Below are 23539 nucleotides of genomic sequence, written 5' to 3' on the forward strand. Positions count from 1 at the left end.
ACGAACGCCAGACGCTCGACCGGACAGTGGGAGGATCACCGTGACCTACCTCGGACACCCGCGGCTGAACTTCGCGGGTACGTTCCAGTCCGACGCCGCCACGGTGAACAACGCCCAGCCGTACTTCGACAACGACCTGTTCGAACCGCGCTTCCACTGGCGGATGAAGCTCCCGGACGTCAACGGGTTGTGGAACCCTGGCGGATCCAACGCGCTGCGGCTGCACGACCTGCGCATCACCAGCGCCTGCTACGCCGACGGCCGCACCCTGACGTCGAAGGCCGACGACCCCGCTCTCGAAGGAACGGTGCGGGACGACGACCTCCGCGCCAACGGGAAGTTCGTCGATCTCGACCCGGAGAACCAACTGGTCTCCGAGATCTACGGATTGCGGATGCGACTCTTGGACGCGGCGGGCGACCAACTCCTGAAAGCCGACTACGCCGTAGCGGCTATGGACGAGATGTGGATGCGGGCGACGCTGCCGTCCGGCCGCGGCGACCCGGCGGCGGTGTACCACTCGGTGCTGACCAACCTGGAGTGGGCGGACCCGCTCGAATCGGCCATCCTGCGGGAGATCCGAGACACCACCGACGACGGAACGCTCTCGATCAAGTTCAACATGGACGGTGTCGAGGACGGGATCGAGGAGTGGAGCGACGACCTCACCTACGGTCGCATGGTGGGGTCGATCGGGCCCTATCGGAGCGGGCAGCCGAAGCACTGGGCAGGCGCCCGTGTTCTGAGTCCCGTCGAAGGCGCGCCGTTCCACCATGCGCCGTGCAGAGTGGACGGTTCGGGGATCGTTTTCGTGGACCTGGGCAACAGCATCAGGGCGTCGACACGCGGTGGGCCTCTCGTCGAGCTCCCGGCGCTGAGCCTCGCCGCGCTCGACGAGAACGGCACGCCGGAGGTGCTCGCTCCGCTCGACGGCATCGACCAGGGCTTCTACGAACGCACTGCCGCCATCGTCACCGCTCGGCCCGCCGCCGGTCAGCACGAGGCGGTGGCCGGTCGACGGCTGGCAGTGGTGGACGACGCACGACCGCCGAAGGTGCTGCTCGCCGAGCCCCACGACGGCGGGACGCTCCACGCCGACAAGTCCGTCTTCCGGCTCCACCCCGAGAAGGGGCACGACACCGCGACCGTCGACTTCCGCGCGTTTCGCTTCGGGCAACCTGCCGCCCACACCGACATCGCGCTCGGTACCGGCGAAGAGTCCGACGTCGTGGAGTTTCCGCGCAGCGTGACGACCGACGAGCAGGGGCGTGCGCGCATCACCCTCACCGGCCGGGACCCCGGCCATCCCCGCCCGATGCTCGACGGGCTCACCGTGCGCATCCCCTACCGGTTCGCCGCACGACCGGACGCGCCGTCGGGCCATCTCAGCGTGCGGGTGTTCGACCGCTACACCGGCCCGGAGCGCCCCACCTGGAACCGCGACGTGCGGCCGATCTTCCAGCGGTACGCCAACCTCTACCCGGTCATGCACGACCTCTTCGACCTGGGCAACTACCAGCACGTCACGCGGCACGGGACCTACATCCGCCGCACGATGCTGGCCCCGCTGGAATCGCCGAACCACATGCCCGTCACCCGAGACCTCTCACCAGGAAAGCGAGACATGATCGTGAAGTGGCTGCGGACCGAGCCCGCTCCCCCGGTGATGGAGATCGGCAGTCCCGAAGAACTGCGTGCCGTGCTACAGCAGGCCGTCTTGGTCGAGCAGGCCACGGTGCCGCCGTACCTCGCGGCGCTGCTCTCGATCAAGGCAGGCCACAACGTGCGGATCGCCGAGACGATCCGTGGGGTGGTCATCGAGGAGATGCAGCACATGGCCCAGGTCTGCAACCTGCTCAACGCCGTGGGCGGGGCACCGCAGATCGGCAGGCCCGGCTTGGTCCCGACCTATCCTGGCAAGCTTCCCGGTCCGGTGCTGCCCGATCTGACCGTACGGCTGCGCAAGATGTCCCGCGAGCACGTCAAGGACGTGTTCATGGCGATCGAGCAGCCGGATCACCCCACTGTGGACGGTGCACTGTTCCGCGGTTCCGTCATCGCACCGGACAGCGTGCGGCTGGACCGTTCCGGTTCCGTGCTGGAGGCCGACGACGGCGCCATGCGGGCTCTGGAGGACTGGTTCAACCGAGCCGAGTACACACCGCAGACGATCGGTTGGTTCTACAACCAGATCGCGCGGGCGATCTGCGAACTCGACGACGGCGGGTCGCTGTTCACCGGTGATCCCGCCCGCCAGGTGAGTTGGCCGGACGCGCCGGGCACGCTCTACAAGGTCACCGACAAGCGCTCCGCGCTGCTGGCCATCTACCAGATCATCGAGGAGGGCGAGGGGAGCCCGCACGACCTCGACGGTGACGGCGTCCTCGACCCCGACGAGTTCGGCCACTACTACCGCTTCCAGGAGATCGTGGAGGGACGCCGACTCATCCGGAACGAGCGCGGTGCGTGGGTGTTCGAGGGAGCCGAGGTGCCCTTCGACCCGGCCGGGGTCCATCCGGTCGTGGACGACGCGGACACCTACCGCCTCCCGGCCGACTCCCCCGGCAGGCGCGAATCGGTGGCCTGCGACGAGTCCTACACGAACATGCTCACCGCGTTGCACCGCGTGTTCAACGGCCATCCCGACGAACTCGACGACTCCGTCGGGCTGATGTACCAGCTCCAGGTGCAGGCCAAGAAGCTCCACGACATGCCGTCCGGGGACGGCGACACCGTGCTCGGACCCGCGTTCCAGTCCCCCGGTGTCGAGTTCTGACACCGGCCGCCGTCGACTCCGCCCTCGCGACTGTCCAGTGAGGACGAAATCACCGGAACTACTCATCCGTATGTGAAGGGGTACACATGGGCCGGATGCCGACCGAGACCGGGTCCTCACGAGTGGCACGACAGGACGGAGTTCTCAGGCTGCACTGCAACGAGAGCGCCTATCCGCCACCACCCGCCGCGCTCGGCGCGGCGACCGAGGAACTCGACAACGCCTGCACGTCCTATCCGGACAGCGACTGCGCGGAACTGCGCGAACGGGTCGCCGAGTACCACGGCCTGAAGTCCGACATGGTGGTCGTGGGCAACGGAGCCGACGAACTCGTGCTGCTGACCTCGATGACCTTCCTCGGCTCCGACGACGCGGTTCTGGTCACCGATTCGACGTTCCCCGGATACGTCTCCTCGGCGCGCGCGGCCGGCGCCCGCGTCCACAGCCTGCCGTTGGACGACTACCGGGTGCCGGTCGACGCCGTGGTGCAGGCGATGGCCGCGCCGGAGGCAGGAGCGCCCACGCTGGTGTTCGTCTGCAACCCGCACAACCCGGCGGGAACGGTGCTCGAACCCTCCGACGTCGAGCGGATCCTCACGGCCGCCGAGGCCGCCGGCGTGATCCCGGTGTTCGACGAGGCGTACATGGAGTTCGCGGGGCCGGACCACGAATACGCGATCAGCGCGGTCCGCGCCGGTCGTCGTCTGCTGGTGCTCCGCACGTTCTCCAAGGCGTGGGGGCTGGCATCCCTGCGACTCGGGTGCGCGCTCGGTCCGGCGGACCTGGTCGAGCGCATCCGCCGGACCCGGGAGCCGCTGCCGTTCAGCGTCAATCGAATCGTCCAGCAGGCCGGGGCCGCGGCGCTGGAGTCCCGCGACTACGTCGACGAGGTACGGCGGAAGACGGTCGCGGCGCGGGAGCACTTCTGCGCGCGCCTGACCGAGATGGGCGTGGCGTTCCAGCCTTCTGCCACGAACTTCGTGCTCGTCAAGCCGCCCGGCAACAGCGCTGAGATCGCCGCGCGGCTGAAGCAGGACCACGACATCCTGGTCCGGGACCTGAACATGTTCGGTCTGCCCGCCCACCTGCGGGTCACCGTCGGTACGACGGAGCAGATGGACCGGTTCTGCGCTGCGCTGGCCACCATCCTCGAAGACTCCGAAGTGCACAACGAGTTGAACACCGGCCTCGGCGCTCCGAAGGGCCGCATTCAGGTGGCCACCGGACCCGTGATCGAACCGGCGGCGCTGTTCAACGGCTATGTGGGCGCCAACGTGGTCTTCGCCCTGACCGAGCTGAACGTCTGGCAGCACCTCCAGGACGGTGCGCGACCGTTCGACGCTCTCCCCCCACTGACCGGAGCGGAGCCGTCGAAGCTGCTCGCGCTCCTGCGCGCCGCCGCGCTGCTCGGCTACGTCGAGGTGAGTTCCGCTGTCACTCCGTCGGATCCGGGGACCGCGAGCACGGTCGCGCTGACCGACGCCGGACGGGTGCTGGCGCGTCACCGAGGTTTCTTCACCTGGGGAGTCGGCGGGTACAGCGACGTGCTGCTCCACCTCTCCGACCTGGCCACGGGCCGGGCCACCTTCGGCACGGACGTCGACCGCGATGGCGGGAAGGTCGCCGTCGGCTCCGGTCTGGTCGGCGAAGAACTCATGCTGCGCACCGAGCACGCGGTCGTCGCGGACGTCGATTTCGGCACCGTCGCGGACCTCGGGTGCGGTGATGCCTCCCGGTTGATCCGGCTGTGCGGATCGAACGAGGCCCGCACCGGGCTCGGAATCGACACCAGCCGGGGAGCCTGCGAAAAGGCGGTCAAACGCGTCGCCGACGCGGGCCTGGGACACCGCGTGGAAGTCGTGTGCGCCGACGTCCTCGACGTCCTCGACGAGCGGACGTTCCCCGGCGTCGAGCTGGTCACGAGCTTCCTCATGATGCACGACCTGTTCGAGAGCAGCGGTGACCCGGCAGGAACGATGCGGATGCTGCGCAAGGTGTTCCCCGACGCCAAGTGGTTCCTGGTCGGCGACACCGTCAGCCAGGACTGGGGTACCTCGCCCAGCACGCTGCCGATCTTCTCCGTCGAGTTCGAGCTGGTGCACGCCTTCATGGACACACCGATCGCGAGCCGCCGCGCCTACGAAGACGCCTTCGCGGCGGCGGGACTGCGGGTTCAGCGCCGCGAGCCGTTCGGCGCACCGTCGACCTGGCTGTGGCTGCTCGCCGCGGAATAGCGTCCGCCGTGATCGCGTCGTTCCGCACGGGCGGTCACCCGCAGCTCGGCGCTCCGGCGGCCGGCCGTGCACTCAGTCGTGCCCGCGTGTTCTCCACCCGCGGACAAGTGAGCCGCCCAGAATCGGCGGGCCGCGGCGAGGTCCGGCGGCGCCGCGCCGACCGGCGCGGGATCACCGGCTCGGCCCGACTGTTCCGCTCCTGGCCCGTGGCCGCCGGACCGCGGGGTCAGGCGGGGGCCGGGTTTCGGAGGTGGTCGAGGACGCTTTGGGCGAACTCGCACGCGAACTGGTGGCGGAGGCCGTAGAGGTCCCAGTTCCGGTCGATGGCGGCCGGGTCGAGCACCCTCGCCTCCTCCTGGTGCAGGGCGAGGTCGCCTGCGCTCCGGGCGGACAGCAGCGCGAGGTGGGCGGCCCGGACCTCCTCCGACCGCTCGATGTCCGCCAGCGCCAGCAGCTCTTCCAGTTCCCCGGCCTCCAGCAACCGGGGCAGCGAGTTCCGGGACCAGTCGGCGCCCCAGTACCGCAGCCGGAGCTCCGGGGCGCGCGCGCCGGCACCGAGCCCGCCCAGGTAGGCCGGTGGCGGTCGTAGTGCGACCACCCGCTCGGGTAACACGTGTCGGCGACCGGCCGCGGACTGCAGGGCGAGTTGGGCGGTGTCCACCCACCAGCTCACCCACTGCGCGTACTGGGTGAACCAGGTCTCGCGGACGGCTTCGGCGCGGAACCACAGGTCGCGCCGGACGAGGTCCAGCGACGCCGTCCGCGCCTCGGCGGCGAGCGGGCCGAGGTCCGGCGGGGGTGGAACGGCGCGCACCGCCTCCACCCACTTCGCCTGGACCAGTGCGACCGCGGTCGCCTGGTCGGCCAGCAGCTCCAGGAATTCCGCTGCACCCAGTTCCGCCGCCCCGCCTCCGGGGCCGCCGGTGCGCACCTCATCGCTCACGGTCTTCAACGCGCCCCCTCCCCGGCTCGCGCGGTCTGCTGCGGGTCACGCGGCTCCGGTGCTGCGCGGCCACGGCGCGCCGGACCGCTGCCACCACCGGCAACCGCTCGCGCCGGCGCACGGCGCGACCGGCCCGTCCGACTCGACCCGGACGGTTCGGTGCCACACCTCGCCCGGAGCGGGCACCTCCTCCCGCGGCCAGTACTCCTTGCCGAGGGCGGGGACCTTGCCGCCTTCCGCCGCGGTGTCGTCGAGATGTGTCCAGCGCTGGCGCAACGCCCCTCCTCGTCAGCCTGTGTTCCCCCGATCGACCGCCGGACGTCGCCGTCCGTTCGGTCTGGTGTCGCCAGTCAAGCAGCGCGCTCCCGCGCGGGATCGCGAAAACGCGCGACGGAGGACGCCGAGGCAGCAGGTCTGCCCGGAAACCCGGCGCGCGCCGCGGGCGCCCGGAAGCCCCGGCTCGCGGCGGGAATGCGCCGGAGGCGTTCCCCCGCGGCGCACCGGTGCGTACGTTGAAGTGCCTGCATACGTAGTCAAGGAAAGGGGCATGCCTGATGAGGTTCAGCAGGCGATCGTTCGTGCTCGGAGCCGGGGCCGTGGTGACCGGAGCGGCGTTCGCGCCCGCCGCGGCGCGGGCGGCGGGTGGGACCACCGGGACTCCGCCGTGGCTGGCGGAGTCCGTGCTGTACCAGCTGTACCCGCAGAGCTTCGCGGACGGCGACGGATCGGGCGTCGGCGACCTCCGCGGGATCGTGGCGCACCTCGACCACCTGGAATGGCTCGGCGTCGACGCGATCTGGGTGAACCCGGTGTTCCCGTCACCGCTCACCGACGCCGGGTACGACATCGCCGACTACACCGGCGTGCACCCGCGCTACGGCGACGAGCAAGACGTGGTGCTGTTAGTGGAGGAGGCGCGGCGGCGCGGCATGCGGGTGCTGTTCGACCTCGTCGCGGGGCACACCTCGGACCAGCACCCCTGGTTCCTCGGCTCGCTGCGCGACGACACCGACCACCGCTACATCTGGGCGTCGCCGGAACAGCTGCCGGAGGACGGCTCGCTGCCGGAGGACTTCGTGGCCTCCCCCGGCCCGCGGGCGGGCGCGTTCCGCAAGAACTACTACGACACGCAGCCCGCGATCAACTACGGCTACGCGCGGACGGACCCGGCCGAGCCGTGGCGCCAGGCGGTGGACGCCGACGGGCCGCGGCGCAACCGCGACGAGATCTTCCAGGTGATGGATCACTGGCTTCGGCTGGGCATCGCCGGATTCCGCTGCGACCTCGCGGCCACGCTGGTCAAGGACGACCCGGGGTGGGTCGAGACCGGCCGGCTGTGGGGCGACCTGCGGGCGCGGGTGGCGCGGCGGCACCCGGACGCGGTGCTCATCTCCGAGTGGGGTGATCCGGAGACCTCGGTGCCCGCCGGGTTCGACGCCGACTTCTACCTGCCGGTCAACGGCCCCGGCGACGGCGCGCCGTGGAAGTCGCTGTGGCACGAGAACCCGTACTTCGGCGCGGCGGGAACGGGCAGCCCGAAGGTGTTCATCGACGCGTGGACCGAGGCGACCGAGCGGATCGGGCGCGGGCGGATCATGCTGCCGACGGCCAACCACGACAGCGCGAACCGGCTCAACGACGGCGTGCGGACCCCGCAGGAGCTGCCCGCCGCGTTCGCGTTCCTGCTGACCTGGCCGATCGTCCCCGCGCTGTACTACGGGGAGGAGATCGGCATGCGGATGGTCGACGGCCTCCCCGAGGTCGAGGGCAGCGCCGGACGGCAGCGCAACCGGACGCCGATGCAGTGGGACGGCGGCCCGAACGCCGGGTTCTCCACCGCCCCCGCCGAGCAGCTGTACCTCCCGATCGACCCGGATCCGCAGCGGCCGACGGTCGCGGGGCAGCGCGACGATCCCGGTTCGCTGCTGAACCTGGTGCGGCGGCTGCTGGCGCTGCGCAAGCGGTACCCGGAGCTGGGGACGCGGGCGGACGTGCGGGTGCTCGCGGACGGCTATCCGCTGACCTACCTGCGCGGCGACCGGTTCCTGGTCACCACGAACCCGCGGCGGGAGCCCGCGGCGGCGGCCGTGCCGGACGCTCGGCTCGCCGGGGCGCGGATCGTCGAGGACGGCGGAGCCCGGGTGGACGGTGACGAGGTCGTGGTGCCCGGGTTCGGCTACGGCGTGTTCGACCTGGCGGGCTGACCCGCGGGTGGGCGGCCCGCGCGACCGGGTCGACCACCGGGCCGCCGGTGCGGCGAACCACCCCGCGCCGGGGTCGGCCGAGGTCTTGCGGCCGGGCGGTGGGCCGGTTCAGGCTGCCCTCCGCCGCGGCGCACCGGCCGCGCGGAACCTCCTGCCGCACCGCGCGATTCTTGACGCCCCGTGGGGTGAGAGCTAGCCTCCGACAACCTTCATACGTATGCATGACCGCGCAACGGGGCGCGAACCACTGGGAGATGCCGATGTCCATCGGAACGCCGGGAGCACCCGCTCCCACCGCCGAACCGGAGCGGGCGACGAAGCAGCAGATCCGCCGCGCGGTGTACGCCGGCGGAGTCGGGAACTTCGTCGAGCAGTTCGACTACGGGCTCTACGGCTACATGGCCCCGATGCTGGCCTCGTCGTTCTTCCCCGGTGGCGGCGGCGCGGGCGCGGTGCTGAGCACCTACGCGGTGCTCGCCGTGGCCTGCGTGTTCCGCCCGCTCGGCGGCACGCTCGTCGGCCGCTGGGGCGACCGGGTCGGGCGCAAGAAGGCGCTGCTGTGGACGATCATCATGATGGGCGTGTCCACCGCGCTGATCGGCGCGCTGCCGACCTACCAGCAGGTGGGCTTCCTGGCCCCGCTGCTGCTCGTGGTGATCCGGACCTTCCAGGGCATGATCTCCGGCGGCGAGTACGTGGGCGCCGTCGCGTTCATCGTGGAGTGGGCGAAGCCGAACCAGCGCGCCTACTACACCTCTTACGCCTCGAACAGCTGCTTCCTCGGCATCCTCTGCGGCGCCGACGTCGCCGCGCTGGTCAGCACCCTGTTCGAGCAGCCGCAGCTGGAGTCGTGGGGCTGGCGGCTCCCGTTCCTCGCGGTGCTGCCGCTGTCGCTGGTCGGCCTGTGGCTGCGCAGCCGCATCGAGGAGACCCCGGAGTTCATGCGCGAGACCAACGGCGGCACCGACATCGTGCGGTCCCCGGTCCGCGAGGCGCTCCGTGAGCAGTGGCAGGCGATCCTGGTGTTCTGCGGCGCCTCGATCATGCTGGCGATCCTGTCCTACACCTGGGTGACCTACTACCCGGAGTACCTGGTCAGCGAACTCGGGCTGAGCCGTTCGCAGGCGCTGCTGTCGAACCTGATCTCGGTCGCGGTGCTGATGCCGCTGCTGCCGCTGGCCGGGAAGCTGTCCGACCGGATCGGCCGCAAGCCGATGCTGATCAGCGGCGCGGTCTGCTGCATCGCGCTGGTGCCACTGGCCTTCGCGATCGGCGAGCTGGGCGGTTTCGGCGCGGCTGTCGGCAGCCAGCTCGTCTACATCATCCCGGAGTTCTTCCTGACCGGGATCGTGACGACCTGTTCGGCGGAGCTGTTCGCCACCCGCACCCGGTTCAGCGCGAGCGCCATCGCCTACAACAGCTCGTTCTCGGTGTTCATGGGCGTGACGCCGTTCGTCGCGGCGCTGCTGGTGAACCGGTTCGGCACGATCTACGCGGTCTGGGCGTACTTGGCGGTGGCCGCCGTGCTGGCACTGGTCGTGATCACGGTGTTCATGAAGGAGACCTACCGCTCGGAGCTCAGCGCGAACAAGTTCGCCTGACCGGAACCCGATGGTGCGCGGCCCCCCCGCGCCGTCCGGCGCCCCGTTCGGTCACCCGGGAGGGGCGTGGGTGCCCCGGCGCACCAGTTCCGGCTGGAAGGCGACCTGACGGGCGGTTTCGCGCACGTCCCCGGTGAGGCGTTCGACGAGCAGGCGGGCCGCGGCGCGCGCCATCTTGGGCAGGTCGTAGCGGACGGTGGTGAGTGCGAACGCCTCCCAGGACGCCATCGGCAGGTCGTCGAAGCCGATCAGCGTGAGGTCCTCGGGGATGCGCAGGCCTGCGCGCAGCGCCGCGTTGTACGCACCGATCGCCACCACGTCGTTGCCGCAGAACACGGCGGTGAGATCCGGGTCGGCGGCCAGCAGTTCGGGGAGCCCGTGGTAGCCGGTGTCGAAGTCGTAGGGACCGCGCCGGATCCTGCTCGCGGGCAGCGCGATGCCCGCGTCGGCGAGCCCGGCGACGAAGCCCTGCTCGCGCTCGCGTCCGGTGCTGGTGGCGGTGACGCCGCCGAGCAGGGCGACGCGGGTGTGCCCGAGCGCGGCGAGCTCGTCGGCGACGAGCCTGCCGCCGAGCTCGTTGTCGACGACCGCCGAGTCGCCGTCGCGTCCGCCGACGCGGTTGAGGAACACGAACGGCACCTGCTTGCGCCGCAACGCGTCCGGCAGCCCGGAACCGCTGGTGGCGGTGGTGAGCACGGCGCCGTCGATGGAGTGGTCGAGCAGCTGCTCGGCGGCGAGCGCTTCGTCGGAGCGCTCGGTCAGCAGCATCATCCGGTAGCCGCGCTGCTCCAGCTCGTCGTGCAGCGGGCCGACGAGGTACGGGTAGAACGGGTTGGCCAGGTCGCTGACCAGCACGCCGATCCGGCGGGTGGTGTGCGTGGAGAGGCTGCGTCCGGCCGCGCTCGGCACGTAGTTGAGCGCGTCCGCCGCGTGCCGGACGCGTTCCCGCGTCGCCACCGACACCCGCGGGTCGCCGCGCAGCGCGCGCGAGACGGTCGCCTGGGACACCCCGGCGAACCTCGCGACGTCATGACTCGTGATCGACATTCGACCTCCCGGTATACGGATTCTAGCCGGGCCCTCCCCGCGAGATCCGGATGGATCCAGCACGCGGGACCGCACCGCGGACCATTGACCACCACCGGGCCCGGTGCTCTAATGCATACGTAGTCACAACCGCGGAGGTGCACGGATGCAGCAGGTACGGGTGAACGAAGCGGAGATCGCGCGCAGGACCATCCGGCGCACCGATTTCGTGTCGTGCGACCAGGCGTTCATCGACTGCCGCACGCCCGGATCGGAGCGCAAGGAGAACTACGCGATGATCGGGCCGGGGGTGTCGCAGAACTCCGAGCAGGTCATCAACCTCCGGGAGCCGCACGGCTACAACATCGGCGCGGCCGCGATGCCGCACGACGTCACGAACAACCTGCACCTGCACTTCACCGCCGAGGTGTTCCTGTGCTTCCGCGGCGAGTTCCTGCTGCGCTGGGGCGCCGACGGGAACGAGGGCGAGCTGGTGCTGCGGGAGGGCGACATCGCCTCCATCCCCACCTGGATCTTCCGCGGCTTCACCAACATCGGCCCGGACGACGGCTGGCTGTTCACCTCGCTGGGCCACGACGACACCGGCGGCATCATCTGGGGCCCGACCGTGCTGCGGGACGCCGCCGGGTACGGCCTGCACCTCACCGAGGACGGCAGGCTCATCGACACGGTCGCCGGGGACGAGCCGCCGGAGGACGTGGAGCTGGTGCGCCCGATGGCGGAGTCCGACATCGCGCGGCTGCGCTCCTTCTCCGTCGAGAAGATGCGGCGCCGCGTGGTGACGCAGGAGGACCTGGAGTGGTGCTCCACGCCGTTCCTCGGCTCGCACGTCACCGGCGGCGGCGCGGAGCTGGCGCTGGTGGTCGGCTTCGGCATGACCGAGGACCTCGACCAGGAGCCGCGGATCCACAACCCGCACGGCCACAACATCGCGTGGCTGCGCGCGGAACCGGGCGCCGGCGTGCCCGGGCACCGCATCGAGGAGACGCAGGTGCTCATGGTCAAGGAAGGCCTCTGGGAGGTCACCGTCAACGACCACGAGCCGGTCGTGGTGGAGCTCGGCGAGTGGGACATGTTGTCGGTCCCGCCGGGCGCGTGGCGCGGCATCCGCAACGTCGGCGAGGACTCCGGCAAGCTGGTCGTGATCAATTCCGGGGACGGGCGGGTGCGCCTGGACTGGGACGAGGAGGTCGTCAAGGCCGCCGCGGACGCCGGGTACTCGATCGACCACAACGGTTACGTGGCCCCGTACGCGCTGGTGCCGCGGTCCCGTGGCTGAGCAGGTGGTGCTGCTGCCCGGCATGCTCTGCGACGCCGGGCTGTGGTCCGCGATCGAGTCCGAAGTGGACGCACCGGTGCTGCACCCGGCACCGGAGGCGTCGAGCATCACCGGCATGGCCGAGCAGGTGTTGTCCGCTGTGGACGGTCCGTTCGTGCTGGCGGGCCTGAGCCTGGGCGCGATCGTCGGGTTCGAGGTGGCGCGGCTGGCGCCGGAGCGGATCGCCGGGTTCGCCGCGCTGGCCACCAACGCGGCGGCCCCCCGGCCGGAGCAGCACCAGGCGTGGTGGCGGCAGGCGCAGCGCACGCAGGCGGGTGATTTCCCGGCGGTGGTCGAGGAGATCCTGCCCGCGATGTTCGCGGAGCCGCCACCACCGGAGTTCGCCCGCGCGTTCCGCGAGATGGCCGCGCGGGTCGGGCCGCGCCGGTTCCTCACCCAGCTCGCCGCGCAGGCCACCCGCGCCGACGCGCACGAGGTGCTGCCCGCCATCACCGCTCCGGCGCTGGTGGCGTGCGGTTCCGCCGATGCGCTGTGCCCGCCGGAGTTCCACCGCGCGATCGCCGCGCGGCTGCCCGACGCCGAACTGCACGAGGTGCCCGGGGCGGGGCACCTGCTGCCGATCGAAGCCCCCGAGGTCACCGCCGAGCTGCTGAACCGGCTGCTGCGGCGGTGCCGAGCCACGAACGAGGAGAACGACGTTGCCCGAAGTGCTGAAGCAGCCGGCGCCGAAGCAGGCGGCCACCGACGACTCCGCCTTGCGGGATCGGGTCCGCGCGATCATCGAGGACGTCCGCACCCGCGGTGACGCCGCGGTGCGCGAGTACTCGGAGCGCTTCGACGGCTGGAGCCCGGAGTCGTTCCGCCTCGCCCCCGAGGAGGTCGACCGGATCGTCGCGACCGTGCCCGAGCAGGTGCTCGACGACATCCGGTTCGTGCAGGAACAGGTGCGCGGTTTCGCCCGCCACCAGCGGGAATCGCTGCACGACATCGAAGTGGAGACGCTGCCCGGCGTGCGGCTGGGCCACCGGCACGTGCCGGTCGGCGCGGTCGGCGCGTACGTGCCCGGCGGGCGCTACCCGCTGACCGCCTCCGCGCACATGACGATCGTGACCGCGAAGGTCGCCGGGGTGCCGCGCGTCGTCGCCTGCACGCCGCCGATCCGCGGCGAGGTCCCGGCCGCGACGGTCGCCGCGATGCACCTGGCGGGCGCGGACGAGATCCACCTGCTCGGCGGGGTGCAGGCGGTGGCGGCGATGGCCACCGGCACCGCATCGGTGAGCTCGGTGGACCTGCTGGCCGGGCCGGGCAACGCCTACGTGGCGGAGGCGAAGCGGCAGCTGTTCGGCGAGGTCGGCATCGACCTGTTCGCCGGGCCGACGGAGATCCTGGTCATCGCCGACGAGCACGCCGATCCGTTCGTGGTGGCGGTGGACCTGCTCTCGCAGGCCGAGCACGGCCCGGACTCCCCCGCCGTGCTGATCACCACGTCGCGGGAGCTGGCCGTCGAGGTGCTCGGGCACGTGGAGGCACTGCTGCCGGGGATGCCGACCGCGGACTTCGCCGGTCCCGCCTGGCGCGACCACGGCGAGGTCGTGGTGGTCGACTCGATCGACGAGGCCTTCGCGCTCGCCGACACCTACGCCAGCGAGCACGTCGAGGTGCTCACCGAGCAGCCGCGGCTGGCGCTGGAGCGGATGCGCGACTACGGGGCGCTGTTCCTCGGGGAGGGCACCTGCGTGTCCTACGGCGACAAGGTGATCGGCACCAACCACGTGCTGCCCACCAAGGGCGCCGCCCGCTACACCGGCGGCCTGTGGGTCGGGAAGTACCTGAAGACGGTGACCTACCAGGAGGTGACCGATCCGGCGGCGAGCGCGCGGCTCGGCGAGGTGTGCGGGCGTGCGGCCCGCGTCGAGCTGTTCGAGGGCCACGCCCGCTCCGGCGACGTGCGGGCCGCGAAGTTCGGCGACGCGACCCCGGAGTGGGCCGACCATGCCCGCGCCTGAGCTGGCGGGCCGCACCGCGCTGATCACCGGCGGCGGCAACGGGCTGGGCCGGGCGATGTGCCGGGCGTTGTCCGCGGCGGGCGCCCGGGTGATCGCGGTCGGCCGCACCCGCGAGTCGCTGGCGGAGACCGTGTCGGGGCTGCCGGGAGCGGGCCGGGCGGAGACCTGCGACGTCGCCGACCCGGATTCGGTGGCGGCGCTGGCGGAACTGCTCGCCGACGAGGAGGTCTCGATCCTGGTGAACAACGCCGGGATCGCCGGTCCGGTCGCCCCGCTCACCGAGGTGGAACCCGCCGAGTGGGACGAGGTGTTCGCCGCGAACGTGCGCGGCACCTACCTGGTGTGCCGCGCGTTCCTGCCCGCGATGACCGCGCGCGGGGCCGGGGACGTCGTCAACGTGGCCTCGGTGTCCGGGAAGCGGCCGCTGGCCCGCAGAACTCCGTACTGCGCCTCGAAGATGGCGGTGCTCGGGTTGACCACCACGCTGGCGGCCGAGGTCGGGCCGCTCGGGGTGGCGGTGAACTCGCTGTCGCCCGGACCGGTGGACGGGCCGCGGATGGCGCGCAACTTCCGGCTGGAGGCCGAGCGGACCGGCAGCACCGTCGAGCAGGCCGAGGCGGAGTTCGTCTCGCGCGCCGCGCTCGGCCGGATGGTCACCGAGGACGAGGTGGGCGCGGCGCTGGTGGCGATGCTGCGGATGCCGGGGCTGTGCGCCGCGGACGTGGACCTCTCGGCGGGGATGGTGGGCCGGTGAAGCTGAAGTCGAGGTTGCGCGCGGGCGAGCGCCTGCGCGGCGGAATCCTGCGGCTGCCCGCCGAGATGCTGGTGGAGCTGTCCGGCATCGCCGAGCTGGACTACGTGCTCGTGGACTGCGAGCACGGCCCGGACGACCTGGTGGCGTTGCAGCAGCACCTCGCGCTCGCGCAGGCGCACGGCCTCCCGGTGCTGGTGCGCGTCGGGCGGGCCGATCCGAACCAGGTGCTGCGGATCCTCGACCTCGGTGCCGAGGGAATCGTGGTGCCGCACGTGGAATCCGCGCGGGAGGCGGAAGAAGTGGTGCGCTCGGCGCACTACCCGCCGCGCGGTGATCGCGGGTTCGCGACCTACAGCCGGGCGGGCCGGTTCGGCGCCGTTTCGGCGGCGGAGCACCTGGCGGCCGCGCAGGACGTGCTGGTGATCGCGATGGTGGAGACCGGTCCCGGCGTGGAGAACGCGGCCGAGATCGCCGCGGTGGACGGGGTCGACGGCGTGTGGGTAGGACCGGCGGATCTCGCGGTGTCGCTCGGAGTTCCGCCCGGGGACGCCGCCGTGCACCGGGCGAAGGCCGAGGTGCACCGGCAGGCCAGGGCGGCCGGGGCGGCGGTGATGAGCATCGTCTCCAGCGCCGAGGCGGGCGCGGCCGAGGACGCCGACTTCGTCGTCTACAACCTCGCCCACATCCTGCTGAACACCTTCCGCGAGCTGTGAGCCCGCGAACGCGCGAAACCCCGGAGAGCACAGGGCTTTCCGGGGTTCCGCGCCGTGCTGCTAGCCGTCGAAACGACCTGACCTGATCGCCGACAGGAAAGCGACCATCGCCGTGGGAGTCGTCTCCAGCACCGGCGAGGCATCGCCCAGCTTGCTGTCCCGCACCAAAGCGCCACCAGGCACGTTGGTAGCCACCTCTACGCAGTTGTTCGCCTGACCGCTGCGGCTCGACTTCCGCCACTCTGCTGGTGTGCTCATGTCCCGCTCCTCGTCTGCGAACGCCCATCCCTGCCAGGAGATCACCCTCGGAGGAGCTTATCCGCCATAGCTGCTCGACTTGATCGATAAGATAAACAACGACCATTGCAAAGAGTCGAGAACCAGATGGCCAGCCGTTCGATTTTTAGTGTCACGCACGGCGACGCCATCAGCGATCCAACCCACTTCAACGCAATTCGTCTGCGCACTGCTGTAGCTCGATTTGCGCCATCCGCAAGATCCAGAATTTTCATTCATACAGACTTCTCCATTTCCCCGATCACGTCCAGAATGAGACGCTTTGACCGCTCCGGGCTCATCGCCGCTTGTCGCACCGTTTCCACGGCGCTCACGTAGGCATCGACATCTTCGGCTTCGTGGAAGAACAGGGCGGATCGGCGGTTCTCCAGGTGAACGATCGGCCGCTCGTTCGGCAGGTCGATCAAGAGAAATGGACCCTCCAGCGCTGGCGACCATCCAGAAGCCGCAGGTATGACCTGGATGGTCACGTTCGGCCTGGCACCGAAGTCCACAAGATGGCGAAGCTGGTCAGCAACAACTTGCTCACCACCGATCAGTTGACGGATCGCGGCTTCGCCGATCAAAGCGAGCAGGCTGGCAGGATTTCGGCGCATCAACGCTTCGCGGCGGCCAACTCGCACCAGAACACGAGTCTCGATCTCGGCAGGCGGTACGCTGGCCGCGACCATGATTGCGCGCGCGTAATCCGACGTCTGGAGCAGGCCGGGAATCAACAATGGAGCCACGTCCGTGATGTGACTCGCCGCGCGCTCGAAATCAAGCAAGGCCGCCAACTGACGCTCTCGGTCACCGCTGTGAACGGACAACCACTGAGCAGCATCGGTACCGCGCGCCATTTCCAGCAATTCGGAACGCTCGGAACCACCGATACCGGTAGCGGCAAGAATCGACGCCACATCCTCTGGTTGCGGCGAACGCGCGCCTGTTTCCCAGCGCGATATCGCGCTGTGCGACAACCCGAGCTGTTCAGCGAGGCCGCGGACCGTGAAACCCGCAGTCTTGCGCGCGTCACGAAGTCGTGAGCCAAGAGCCTTCGCCTTGGGCGTGCCACTGGTGCCAGCCATGCACCAAGCATAGAACGGGTGCACCCCAGCTCAGGCGCCCCCCATTCAGGGCATTGCCGCCGTGGTGCCATTGGTGCCGGCGTTCTGTCACCTGGCACCGCCAAGGTGGCGCATGACGGCTCAAGCTCACGTCGACGTCGACCCGCTGGTGCTGGCGTGAAGTTCTGATTCGACTTTGGGAGGTGATCGGTGATGGTGGTGCGGGTGTGGGCTGCTTCGTGGGGTCCGGTCGATACGCGGTGGCACGTGGTGCGCCGGGACGGCGGGGGCGCGCTGCCCTCGGTGTGCGGGGCCTGGGTGTACGGGCCGGTGTTCCTCCGGCGGACGGCGTGCCCGCAGGGCGTCGCGGACCGGGAGGTGTGCCCGGTGTGCGCGCTGCGGGTGGAGGTGGCGGTGCCGCGCGCGGCGGGATTGTTCGCCTGTCGGCCTGATCCGATCGCGCCCGTGGACGGAATCGTGGGCTCGGGCGTGCTGCCGGAACCGGTGGTGTGGCCGACGGCGGATCCGGACTCCCCGGTGCGGAAGCGCGGTCGGCACGGGAGGCAGCGGTTGGCCTGCCTGGGCCTCGGACGGATCGCCGCATGAGCGCGGGATCCCGCGGGCTGCGCTTCTGGCGCCCGGCCGGCGACGGGGTGCGCCACGCGTTCCGCGCCAGGCGCTACGAAGGTCAGGCCGAGGACGTCTCGGTGTGCGGGGTGACCTGCGCGCTGTCCCAGGAGTTGTCGGAGACGGATTGGTGCACGGCACCGACGTGCCCGTCCTGCAACGGAATTCTCCGCGCGGAGCAGGACGAGCGGACGGCCGCGCGCGACGCGAACACCGATCAGCGATGAACGGCTGACCACGACTTCCCGAACCCCGCCCGCGATGCCTGTCCCCGACCAGGCGCGGGCCGGGAGCTCGGCCGGGTTCCCGCGCACCTCCCGTGCGCACCGAGTGCGCGGGACCCGGTCGGGCCTGGCGCCTCCCGGTCGAACGGCCCTCCCCGCCGTTCCCGGGGGTGCGTCGGGATGAGACCCGGTCGGGACGGACAACGCCCCGTCCGGATCGCGGTGCGCGCCTGCGGATGCGACCTCAGTACAACTCGGGCCTGCGGTCGGTGAGCAGGTCGGCGTGCGCGGTGCGCCGCTTGGTGCGGGAGGCCGTGAGGTCGAGGTCGGCCACCGCGCAGCCGGACTCGTCGGCTTCGGCGCGCACCCAGCCCTCGTGGTCGATGACGGCGGAGCCCTCGGTCCAGCGGGTGCCGCGTTCGGTTCCGCTCCGGTCGCAACAGGCGATGGCGAGGCCGTTGACCCGGGCCGCCGCCATCGCGATGACGACCTCCGGGGGCCGCTCCCCCGCCGGGCGCGGGACCAGCGGCCAGTTCGTCGGCACCGCCAGCAGGTCCGCGCCCGCCAGCGCGAGTTTCCGCGTCAGCTCGGGGAATTCGAGGTCGTAGCAGATCAGCACGCCGATGCGGCCCCGGCTGGTGTCCAGCACCGGCGGTGCCGCCGAACCGGGGGTGAACAGCAGCTTCTCCTCGTCCCACAGGTGGGTCTTGCGGTACACGGCGACGAGCTCCCCGCGGTCGAGCACCGCCGCGCTGTTGTGCAGTTCCCCGCCCTCGCCGCGTTCGCAGAACCCGCCCACCACCACCGATTCCGGGGCCGCGCGGCCCCATTCCGCGAACAGCGGGTCGTCGGGGGTGAGCGCCACCGACGCCGCTTCGGCCACCGAGCTCAGCCGGTAGCCGGACGTCACCAGTTCCGGCAGCACGATCACGTCGGCCCCGCGCGCGGCGGCCCCGCGCACGGCCGACACCGACAAACCGTCCCGGCCCGCGGCTGTTCACAGCTTTCGCCACCTGCGGGCGACCTGCGCGCTGCTCAGCCGTTCAGGGGCAGATCCACAGCGGACTAGCGGGTTCCGGTGGCGGCGCGGGCGCGGGGGGTGGAGGTCCGCCTGGCGGTCGCGGGGCGGCGCTTCGGGGTGTTCTTCCCGGTGGTTCCGGTGCGGCGCTTGCGGGAGCGGGTCCGCTTCGCCGGGACCCCGGCGTAGGTGACGCCGAGCAGCAGGGCCTGCAGCACGGCGGCCAGCAGCACACCACCCCACAGCGCCGGGCCGGACAACTGCACGAACACCAGCGAAGTCGGCGCGGTGACCAGGAATCCCCACATGCCGACCAGGCTGTTGCCGGTGTGGTCGAACAGCAGCACGTCCAGCGCGATCCACGCCCACACCACCGCGACCAGCGCCAAGTAGCCCAGCCCCGCCGGGTTGAACAGGTACCGGTGGAGGGCTGCGGTGGCCGGGGTGCGCCGTGGGCCGTGCATGGGGTGAGCCTCCCAGAGAAGTCGATCAAGTGCTTCGATCTTCACTATCCCGGCGTGGCGGCCCCGTCCGCATGAGCAGTTCTACCCATCCGGCCCCGGCGTTCGGCCGAACCCGGTCAGCGGCGCAGCAGCGCCACCACGAACTCGGAGTCGGACGTGAACGGTCGCACGTCCCAAGTGGACAGCGCCAGGTCCACCTCCAGGCCCGCGGCGGCCACGTCGGCGAAGAACTCGTCGAACCCGTAGCCGCGGCCAGCGCCGAACCCGGCGGCCACCCGGCCCTCCGGGGCCAGGTGCGCGCGGAAGCGCCGCAGCACCTCGCGGCGGGTGGCGGGGGCGAGGAACGCCAGCACGTTCCCGGCGCACACGATCGCGTCGAACGGTTCGTCGATCCCCCGCGCGGGCAGGTCCAGCTCGGCGAGGTCCGCGACGAGCCAGCGCGGTCCCGGGTGGTCCTGCTCGGCGGCCGCGATCAACGTCGGATCCACGTCGACGCCGACGACCCGGTGCCCGGCGGCCGCCAGCGCGGCTCCGACCCGGCCCGGCCCGCAGCCCGCGTCGAGGACGCGCGCGCCGCGCGGCACCATCGCGTCCACCAGCCTGGCTTCGCCCGCCAGGTCGTCACCCGCCCGGGCGAGCCCGCGCATCTGCTCGACGTACCAGTCCGAGTGCCCGGGGTCCGCGGCGACCTTCTGCATCCAGAGACTCTGCTCGACCATGCCCCCATCCTGCCGCGCCCGGGATGCGAAGCTCGATCCGCACCCGAGGCAGCACCGGGAGACGAGGGATGACGCTGGACGACGACGGACTCCGGTTCGACGACCACCGCTGGGTCGCGCACGTGCTGGTGGCACGCGCGGGGCGCTACCTGGTGCTCAAGCGCGGCGCGGACCGCTACCTCGGTGGCCGGTGGGACCTGCCCGGTGGCACCGTCGAACCGGGCGAGGACCTGCGCGCCGCGGCCGAACGCGAAGCCGCCGAGGAAGCCGGGCTGGTCGTCCGAGCCACCGATGAGCTGGCCCGGTTCAGCAACGCCGACACGCGCGGCAGGCCGATCTGCTACCACACCGTCACCTTCCTCGGCGCCGAAGCGGATCCCGAGGCGGAGGTGGTCACCTCGCCGGAAGAGCACGACGAGCACCGCTGGCTCACCCTGGAGGAGACGCTGCGGCTCGACCTGGTGTGGCACGTGCGCCGCGCCTTCGACGCCCTCGCCGACCGGTGACCGCCCCGTCCGCCACCCCGCAGGAGGTATCGCACCCGTGAAAACCCGAGTCGACCGCGCATGCCTCGTGGTGCTGCTGCTGGTGGGGGCGAGCACCGGGTTCTGGGCCTTCGTCGCGCCGGAGTCCTGGCACGCCTCGTTCCCGGGTTTCGGCCTGGACTGGCTGCCGCGGCTGGGCCCGTACAACGAGCACCTGACGCGGGACACCGGCGCGATGTTCCTCGCGCTGGCGACGCTCAGCAGTGCGGCGCTGCGGCGGGTCGACGACGTGGTGCTCACCCGGGCCGCCGGTGCGGCGTGGCTGGTGTTCAACGCGCTGCACTTCGGCTTCCACAGCACGATGCTGCACATGTACGGCCTGCTCGACCAGGTGCTGAGCATGGGCAGCCTCGGCCTGGTCACCGGCCTGGCGCTCGTCCTGGTCCTGCCCGGCCGGGCGAGCGGTCAGGGGGCGTCGCGGTAGGCGGTGCCGGCGGCGTTGGGTTCGGCACCGTCGTAGAGGCCGGTGGGGCTGGTGCCGGTGGAGAGGGTGAACCAGGCGTAGCGCTCCACGAACGGCAGCCCGTCCAGCATGGCGGCGGAGTCGCGCACGAAGTCCGCCTGCTGCTGCTCGTCCGGGTAGCGCGGAGCGTCCCCGGAGAAGTCGATGAGCGCGTACTCGGTGACCCACACCGGTTTCCCGTAGCGGTCGTGGACGGCCTGCACGTAGTCGCGGAGCTGATCGGTGGCCTGCGGCGAGAAGTCGCCGCCGTACCAGTGCAGCGGGATGAAGTCGACGCGCAGCCCGCGTTCCTCGGCGCCGCGCAGGAACCGGTCGAGCCAGCCGTCGTCCTGGTCGGCTCCGGTGGCGACGGCGGGCGCGCTCAGCCGCATCCCGGTCTCCTCCAGCTGCGGCCACAGGTCGAGGGCCTGCTCGACGGTCATCCCGGCCTGCTCGTCGAAGTCCGGTTCGTTGAAGGTGAGCAGCGTCGACCCGGACTCCTTCGCCGCGTCCAGGTCCTGCGGGTTCACCGAGTCGGCGCCCCAGATCATCGGCACGAACTCGGCGCCGTCGGGCGCGGTGACGCCCTGCGGGTCGGCGGCCCAGCCGTAGAACCAGTCGGCGCCGACGTCGCGCAGCGCCGCGTCCACCCCGTCGCCGGGGTTGACGCTGACGCCCTTGCCGCCGGCGTCGTCGGCTCCGGCGGTCGCGGGGACGAGCAGCAGGGCCGCGGCCGCGGTCACCGCGGCCCACCACGTCCGGCGCGGGAACGTCCTGATCATCGATTCCTCCTGGCGTCGCCGCAGTTCCCGCCCGCGCGGCGGACGCGGCCGGGACGTCGGGATCATCGTAGGGCGCCGCCACGCGTTCCGATCCCCTTTGAATTTCCCGGTTTTCTCGTCGGTGGACCGCGCGTTCGGCGGTACCGCAACGGGTTCCGGGCGTGCCGTCCGCCGCTGCGGGCGCGGCTCGACCACCCTGGCTCGACGCGGTGACGCCGGAACCGGCCGGACCGGACGAAGCGGGCACGACGGGCGGCCGCGCCACGCCCTACCGCGTCCACCTGGTGAAACGCGAGTCCGGCTCAGCATTCCCATGCAGTGGGAGATCGACGCGCAGGGTCACCACTGACGACCGTCCGCATCGGACGAGCTCCACATCGGGTGAGGTGCGCGGCAGATCCTGTGCGCAGCGTCACCGAATCGGCGGGGACCGGTCGCACGGGCCCACCCCCGCCGCCGGGCCGCCCGAACGGCAGGACCATGCTCGTTCCCGTGCCCCAACACCGAAACACCCGACAGGAGGTCGACGACGTGTCGCCAAGCCCGGTGCGCGCCGCGGACGTGGACGCCGCGGCCCAGCGGTTCAGCACGACGATCCCCCCGACCCCGCTGCAGCACAACGAACGGCTCTCCACCCGGCACGGGCTCGACGTGCGGCTCAAGCGGGAGGACCTCACGCCGGTGCGGTCCTACAAGGTGCGCGGGGCGTACAACTTCATCAGCCAGCTCTCCGCGGAGCAGCGCGAGCGCGGCGTCGTGTGCGCCAGCGCGGGCAACCACGCGCAGGGCGTGGCGTTCGCCTGCGAGTCGCTCGGCGTCGCCGCCCGCGTGTACCTGCCCCGCACCACGCCGCGGCAGAAGCGGCAGCGGGTGGCGCGCTTCGGCGGCAGCCACGTCGAGGTCATCGTGCTCGGCGACACCTACGACGACGCCGACGCCGCGGCCCGCGCCGACGCCGCCGACAGCGGCATGACGCTCATCCCCGCGTTCGACGACCCGCGCACCATCGCCGGGCAGGGCACCGTGATCCGCGAGGTCGTCCAGCAGCTCGGCAAGGCCCCCGACGCGGTGGTGGTGCCCGTCGGCGGCGGCGGGCTGCTCGCCGGAACCCTCACCTGGCTGCGGGAGAACCACCCGCAGGTGCGGGTGATCGGCGCGGAACCGCAGGGCGCGGCGAGCATGGCGCTCGCGCTCGACCGCGGCGAACCGTCCCCCGTGGACGATCTGGATCCGTTCGTGGACGGCGCCGCGGTGCGCGTCGTCGGCCGCAACCCGCACGCCATCGCCGCGCTGGACCCGCCGGACCTGGTGGCGGTGCCGGAAGGGCAGATCTGCGTCGAGATCCTCGACCTGTACCAGTCGGACGGCATCATCAGCGAGCCCGCGGGCGCGCTGTCCCCCGCCGCGCTCGCCCAGGACCTCGGGCTGGTGCCGGGCTCGACGGTGGTGTCGCTGATCTCCGGCGGCAACAACGACGTGAGCCGGTACGCGGAGATCGTGGAGCGGGCGCTGGTGTTCGAGGGGCGCAAGCACTACTTCCTCGTCGAGTTCCCGCAGGAACCCGGTGCGCTGCGCCGGTTCCTCGACGACGTGCTCGGCCCGGACGACGACATCGCGCTGTTCGAGTACGTCAAGCGCAACAACCGGGAGACCGGCCCCGCCCTGGTCGGGCTCGAACTCGGCGCCCCCGAGAACCTGGACCCGATCCTCAAGCGGATGGAAGCGATCCCGCACCGCATCCAGCAGGTCCCGCCGGACAGCCCGCTGTTCCACTTCCTGGTGTGAGTTCGCCGGGGTGAACGGCCCACCACGGGCCGG

Annotated in this window: 24 protein-coding genes; 14 read left to right on the forward strand and 10 right to left on the reverse strand. The window is 71.4% G+C overall.

Going from position 1 to position 23539, the window contains the following annotated elements; translation table 11 throughout:
- The first annotated feature begins 40 nt into the window (after positions 1-40).
- Both LCD35_RS30385 and LCD35_RS04350 read left to right on the forward strand, forming a co-directional pair.
- On the forward strand, positions 41-2776 hold the full coding sequence (locus tag LCD35_RS30385; protein ID WP_224977455.1) for a ferritin-like domain-containing protein: 2736 nt from the start codon (positions 41-43) through the stop codon (positions 2774-2776).
- 122 nt (positions 2777-2898) lie between these two features.
- A complete protein-coding gene (locus tag LCD35_RS04350; protein WP_225043736.1) occupies positions 2899-5010 on the forward strand; it encodes an aminotransferase class I/II-fold pyridoxal phosphate-dependent enzyme in 2112 nt (703 codons plus the stop codon).
- A 226-nt stretch (positions 5011-5236) separates the two neighbouring features.
- Here the strand turns inward: LCD35_RS04350 and LCD35_RS04355 are convergent, their stop codons facing one another.
- Positions 5237-5962, reverse strand: a complete 726-nt coding sequence (locus tag LCD35_RS04355; protein WP_225043737.1) for a hypothetical protein — start codon at positions 5960-5962, stop codon at positions 5237-5239.
- Between the two features lie 36 nt (positions 5963-5998).
- A complete protein-coding gene (locus LCD35_RS04360) occupies positions 5999-6229 on the reverse strand; it encodes a hypothetical protein (RefSeq protein ID WP_224955843.1) in 231 nt (76 codons plus the stop codon).
- A gap of 278 nt (positions 6230-6507) precedes the next feature.
- On the opposite strand from LCD35_RS04360, the gene LCD35_RS04365 reads away from it, so the two are divergent.
- Positions 6508-8157 (forward strand): alpha-amylase family glycosyl hydrolase, encoded by a 1650-nt coding sequence (locus tag LCD35_RS04365; RefSeq protein ID WP_224977457.1) that lies wholly within the window; start codon positions 6508-6510, stop codon positions 8155-8157.
- Between the two features lie 221 nt (positions 8158-8378).
- On the forward strand, positions 8379-9758 hold the full coding sequence (locus LCD35_RS04370; RefSeq protein ID WP_225043738.1) for an MFS transporter: 1380 nt from the start codon (positions 8379-8381) through the stop codon (positions 9756-9758).
- A 51-nt stretch (positions 9759-9809) separates the two neighbouring features.
- Here the strand turns inward: LCD35_RS04370 and LCD35_RS04375 are convergent, their stop codons facing one another.
- A complete protein-coding gene (locus LCD35_RS04375; protein ID WP_224955840.1) occupies positions 9810-10805 on the reverse strand; it encodes a LacI family DNA-binding transcriptional regulator in 996 nt (331 codons plus the stop codon).
- Between the two features lie 145 nt (positions 10806-10950).
- Between LCD35_RS04375 and LCD35_RS04380 the strand changes: the two genes are divergently transcribed.
- The 5 genes from LCD35_RS04380 to LCD35_RS04400 are packed head-to-tail and all read left to right on the forward strand — an operon-like array spanning position 10951 to position 15557.
- Positions 10951-12084 carry a cupin domain-containing protein gene (locus tag LCD35_RS04380; RefSeq protein ID WP_225043739.1) on the forward strand — a complete coding sequence of 378 codons (1134 nt, stop codon included), beginning with the start codon at positions 10951-10953 and terminating at the stop codon, positions 12082-12084.
- Positions 12077-12889, forward strand: a complete 813-nt coding sequence (locus tag LCD35_RS04385) for an alpha/beta fold hydrolase (protein ID WP_225043740.1) — start codon at positions 12077-12079, stop codon at positions 12887-12889. The genes LCD35_RS04380 and LCD35_RS04385 overlap by 8 nt, the downstream gene beginning before the upstream one ends.
- Positions 12792-14090, forward strand: coding sequence for a histidinol dehydrogenase (gene hisD / locus LCD35_RS04390; RefSeq protein ID WP_225043761.1), 1299 nt, complete (start codon positions 12792-12794; stop codon positions 14088-14090). Before LCD35_RS04385 ends, hisD begins: the two co-directional genes overlap by 98 nt.
- Positions 14077-14844 carry an SDR family NAD(P)-dependent oxidoreductase gene (locus LCD35_RS04395; RefSeq protein ID WP_225043741.1) on the forward strand — a complete coding sequence of 256 codons (768 nt, stop codon included), beginning with the start codon at positions 14077-14079 and terminating at the stop codon, positions 14842-14844. The genes hisD and LCD35_RS04395 overlap by 14 nt, the downstream gene beginning before the upstream one ends.
- Complete coding sequence (locus LCD35_RS04400; RefSeq protein WP_225043742.1) at positions 14841-15557, forward strand: HpcH/HpaI aldolase/citrate lyase family protein; 717 nt, start codon at positions 14841-14843, stop codon at positions 15555-15557. The genes LCD35_RS04395 and LCD35_RS04400 overlap by 4 nt, the downstream gene beginning before the upstream one ends.
- 60 nt (positions 15558-15617) lie before the next feature.
- Here LCD35_RS04400 and LCD35_RS04405 read toward each other — a convergent pair whose 3' ends face one another.
- From LCD35_RS04405 to LCD35_RS04415, 3 genes are read right to left on the reverse strand one after another with little or no spacing between them, the layout of a single operon-like run.
- The gene (locus tag LCD35_RS04405) at positions 15618-15815 is read right to left on the reverse strand and encodes a DUF397 domain-containing protein (protein ID WP_224955835.1); all 198 of its coding nucleotides are present in this window, start codon (positions 15813-15815) and stop codon (positions 15618-15620) included.
- Positions 15816-15872: 57 nt separating this feature from the next.
- Positions 15873-16073 (reverse strand): DUF397 domain-containing protein, encoded by a 201-nt coding sequence (locus LCD35_RS04410; protein WP_224955834.1) that lies wholly within the window; start codon positions 16071-16073, stop codon positions 15873-15875.
- A complete protein-coding gene (locus LCD35_RS04415) occupies positions 16070-16921 on the reverse strand; it encodes a helix-turn-helix transcriptional regulator (RefSeq protein ID WP_224955833.1) in 852 nt (283 codons plus the stop codon). The genes LCD35_RS04410 and LCD35_RS04415 overlap by 4 nt, the downstream gene beginning before the upstream one ends.
- A 192-nt stretch (positions 16922-17113) precedes the next feature.
- Between LCD35_RS04415 and LCD35_RS04420 the strand changes: the two genes are divergently transcribed.
- Both LCD35_RS04420 and LCD35_RS04425 read left to right on the forward strand, forming a co-directional pair.
- Positions 17114-17506, forward strand: a complete 393-nt coding sequence (locus tag LCD35_RS04420; RefSeq protein WP_224955832.1) for a hypothetical protein — start codon at positions 17114-17116, stop codon at positions 17504-17506.
- Complete coding sequence (locus tag LCD35_RS04425; RefSeq protein WP_224955831.1) at positions 17503-17754, forward strand: zinc finger protein; 252 nt, start codon at positions 17503-17505, stop codon at positions 17752-17754. The genes LCD35_RS04420 and LCD35_RS04425 overlap by 4 nt, the downstream gene beginning before the upstream one ends.
- 241 nt (positions 17755-17995) lie before the next feature.
- Here the strand turns inward: LCD35_RS04425 and LCD35_RS04430 are convergent, their stop codons facing one another.
- The 3 genes from LCD35_RS04430 to LCD35_RS04440 all read right to left on the reverse strand — a co-directional run bounded on the left by LCD35_RS04430 (position 17996) and on the right by LCD35_RS04440 (position 19952).
- On the reverse strand, positions 17996-18721 hold the full coding sequence (locus LCD35_RS04430) for a nitrilase-related carbon-nitrogen hydrolase (RefSeq protein ID WP_225043743.1): 726 nt from the start codon (positions 18719-18721) through the stop codon (positions 17996-17998).
- Positions 18722-18816: 95 nt separating this feature from the next.
- A complete protein-coding gene (locus LCD35_RS04435; RefSeq protein WP_224977459.1) occupies positions 18817-19233 on the reverse strand; it encodes an SCO4225 family membrane protein in 417 nt (138 codons plus the stop codon).
- 116 nt (positions 19234-19349) lie between these two features.
- Positions 19350-19952, reverse strand: a complete 603-nt coding sequence (locus LCD35_RS04440; RefSeq protein WP_225043744.1) for a bifunctional 2-polyprenyl-6-hydroxyphenol methylase/3-demethylubiquinol 3-O-methyltransferase UbiG — start codon at positions 19950-19952, stop codon at positions 19350-19352.
- 68 nt (positions 19953-20020) lie between these two features.
- Between LCD35_RS04440 and LCD35_RS04445 the strand changes: the two genes are divergently transcribed.
- Together LCD35_RS04445 and LCD35_RS04450 are read left to right on the forward strand one after the other, a co-directional pair.
- Complete coding sequence (locus LCD35_RS04445) at positions 20021-20458, forward strand: NUDIX hydrolase (protein WP_224955823.1); 438 nt, start codon at positions 20021-20023, stop codon at positions 20456-20458.
- A 37-nt stretch (positions 20459-20495) separates the two neighbouring features.
- Positions 20496-20921 (forward strand): hypothetical protein, encoded by a 426-nt coding sequence (locus LCD35_RS04450; protein WP_225043745.1) that lies wholly within the window; start codon positions 20496-20498, stop codon positions 20919-20921.
- Here the strand turns inward: LCD35_RS04450 and LCD35_RS04455 are convergent.
- Positions 20903-21721 carry a glycoside hydrolase family protein gene (locus LCD35_RS04455; protein ID WP_224955821.1) on the reverse strand — a complete coding sequence of 273 codons (819 nt, stop codon included), beginning with the start codon at positions 21719-21721 and terminating at the stop codon, positions 20903-20905. The genes LCD35_RS04450 and LCD35_RS04455 overlap by 19 nt on opposite strands.
- A 546-nt stretch (positions 21722-22267) precedes the next feature.
- On the opposite strand from LCD35_RS04455, the gene ilvA reads away from it, so the two are divergent.
- Entirely contained in the window at positions 22268-23506 is a 1239-nt protein-coding gene (ilvA, locus tag LCD35_RS04460; protein ID WP_225043762.1) for a threonine ammonia-lyase IlvA, read from the forward strand.
- Positions 23507-23539: the final 33 nt, after the last annotated feature.

It is taken from the genome of Saccharopolyspora sp. 6V, assembly GCF_020176785.1.
Lineage (GTDB): Bacteria > Actinomycetota > Actinomycetes > Mycobacteriales > Pseudonocardiaceae > Saccharopolyspora_C > Saccharopolyspora_C gregorii.

Bases quoted from the DNA above. Each gene is read 5' to 3' on its own strand.
- LCD35_RS04415 (WP_224955833.1), bottom strand. From the start codon at position 16,921: ATGGCTGGCACCAGTGGCACGCCCAAGGCGAAGGCTCTTGGCTCACGA.
- LCD35_RS04440 (WP_225043744.1), bottom strand. From the start codon at position 19,952: ATGGTCGAGCAGAGTCTCTGGATGCAGAAGGTCGCCGCGGACCCCGGG.
- LCD35_RS04365 (WP_224977457.1), top strand. From the start codon at position 6,508: ATGAGGTTCAGCAGGCGATCGTTCGTGCTCGGAGCCGGGGCCGTGGTG.
- LCD35_RS04410 (WP_224955834.1), bottom strand. From the start codon at position 16,073: ATGAATGAAAATTCTGGATCTTGCGGATGGCGCAAATCGAGCTACAGC.
- LCD35_RS04455 (WP_224955821.1), bottom strand. From the start codon at position 21,721: ATGATCAGGACGTTCCCGCGCCGGACGTGGTGGGCCGCGGTGACCGCG.
- LCD35_RS04380 (WP_225043739.1), top strand. From the start codon at position 10,951: ATGCAGCAGGTACGGGTGAACGAAGCGGAGATCGCGCGCAGGACCATC.
- LCD35_RS04405 (WP_224955835.1), bottom strand. From the start codon at position 15,815: ATGAGCACACCAGCAGAGTGGCGGAAGTCGAGCCGCAGCGGTCAGGCG.
- LCD35_RS04425 (WP_224955831.1), top strand. From the start codon at position 17,503: ATGAGCGCGGGATCCCGCGGGCTGCGCTTCTGGCGCCCGGCCGGCGAC.
- LCD35_RS04375 (WP_224955840.1), bottom strand. From the start codon at position 10,805: ATGTCGATCACGAGTCATGACGTCGCGAGGTTCGCCGGGGTGTCCCAG.
- LCD35_RS04445 (WP_224955823.1), top strand. From the start codon at position 20,021: ATGACGCTGGACGACGACGGACTCCGGTTCGACGACCACCGCTGGGTC.
- LCD35_RS04395 (WP_225043741.1), top strand. From the start codon at position 14,077: ATGCCCGCGCCTGAGCTGGCGGGCCGCACCGCGCTGATCACCGGCGGC.
- LCD35_RS04420 (WP_224955832.1), top strand. From the start codon at position 17,114: ATGGTGGTGCGGGTGTGGGCTGCTTCGTGGGGTCCGGTCGATACGCGG.
- LCD35_RS04370 (WP_225043738.1), top strand. From the start codon at position 8,379: ATGACCGCGCAACGGGGCGCGAACCACTGGGAGATGCCGATGTCCATC.
- LCD35_RS04435 (WP_224977459.1), bottom strand. From the start codon at position 19,233: ATGCACGGCCCACGGCGCACCCCGGCCACCGCAGCCCTCCACCGGTAC.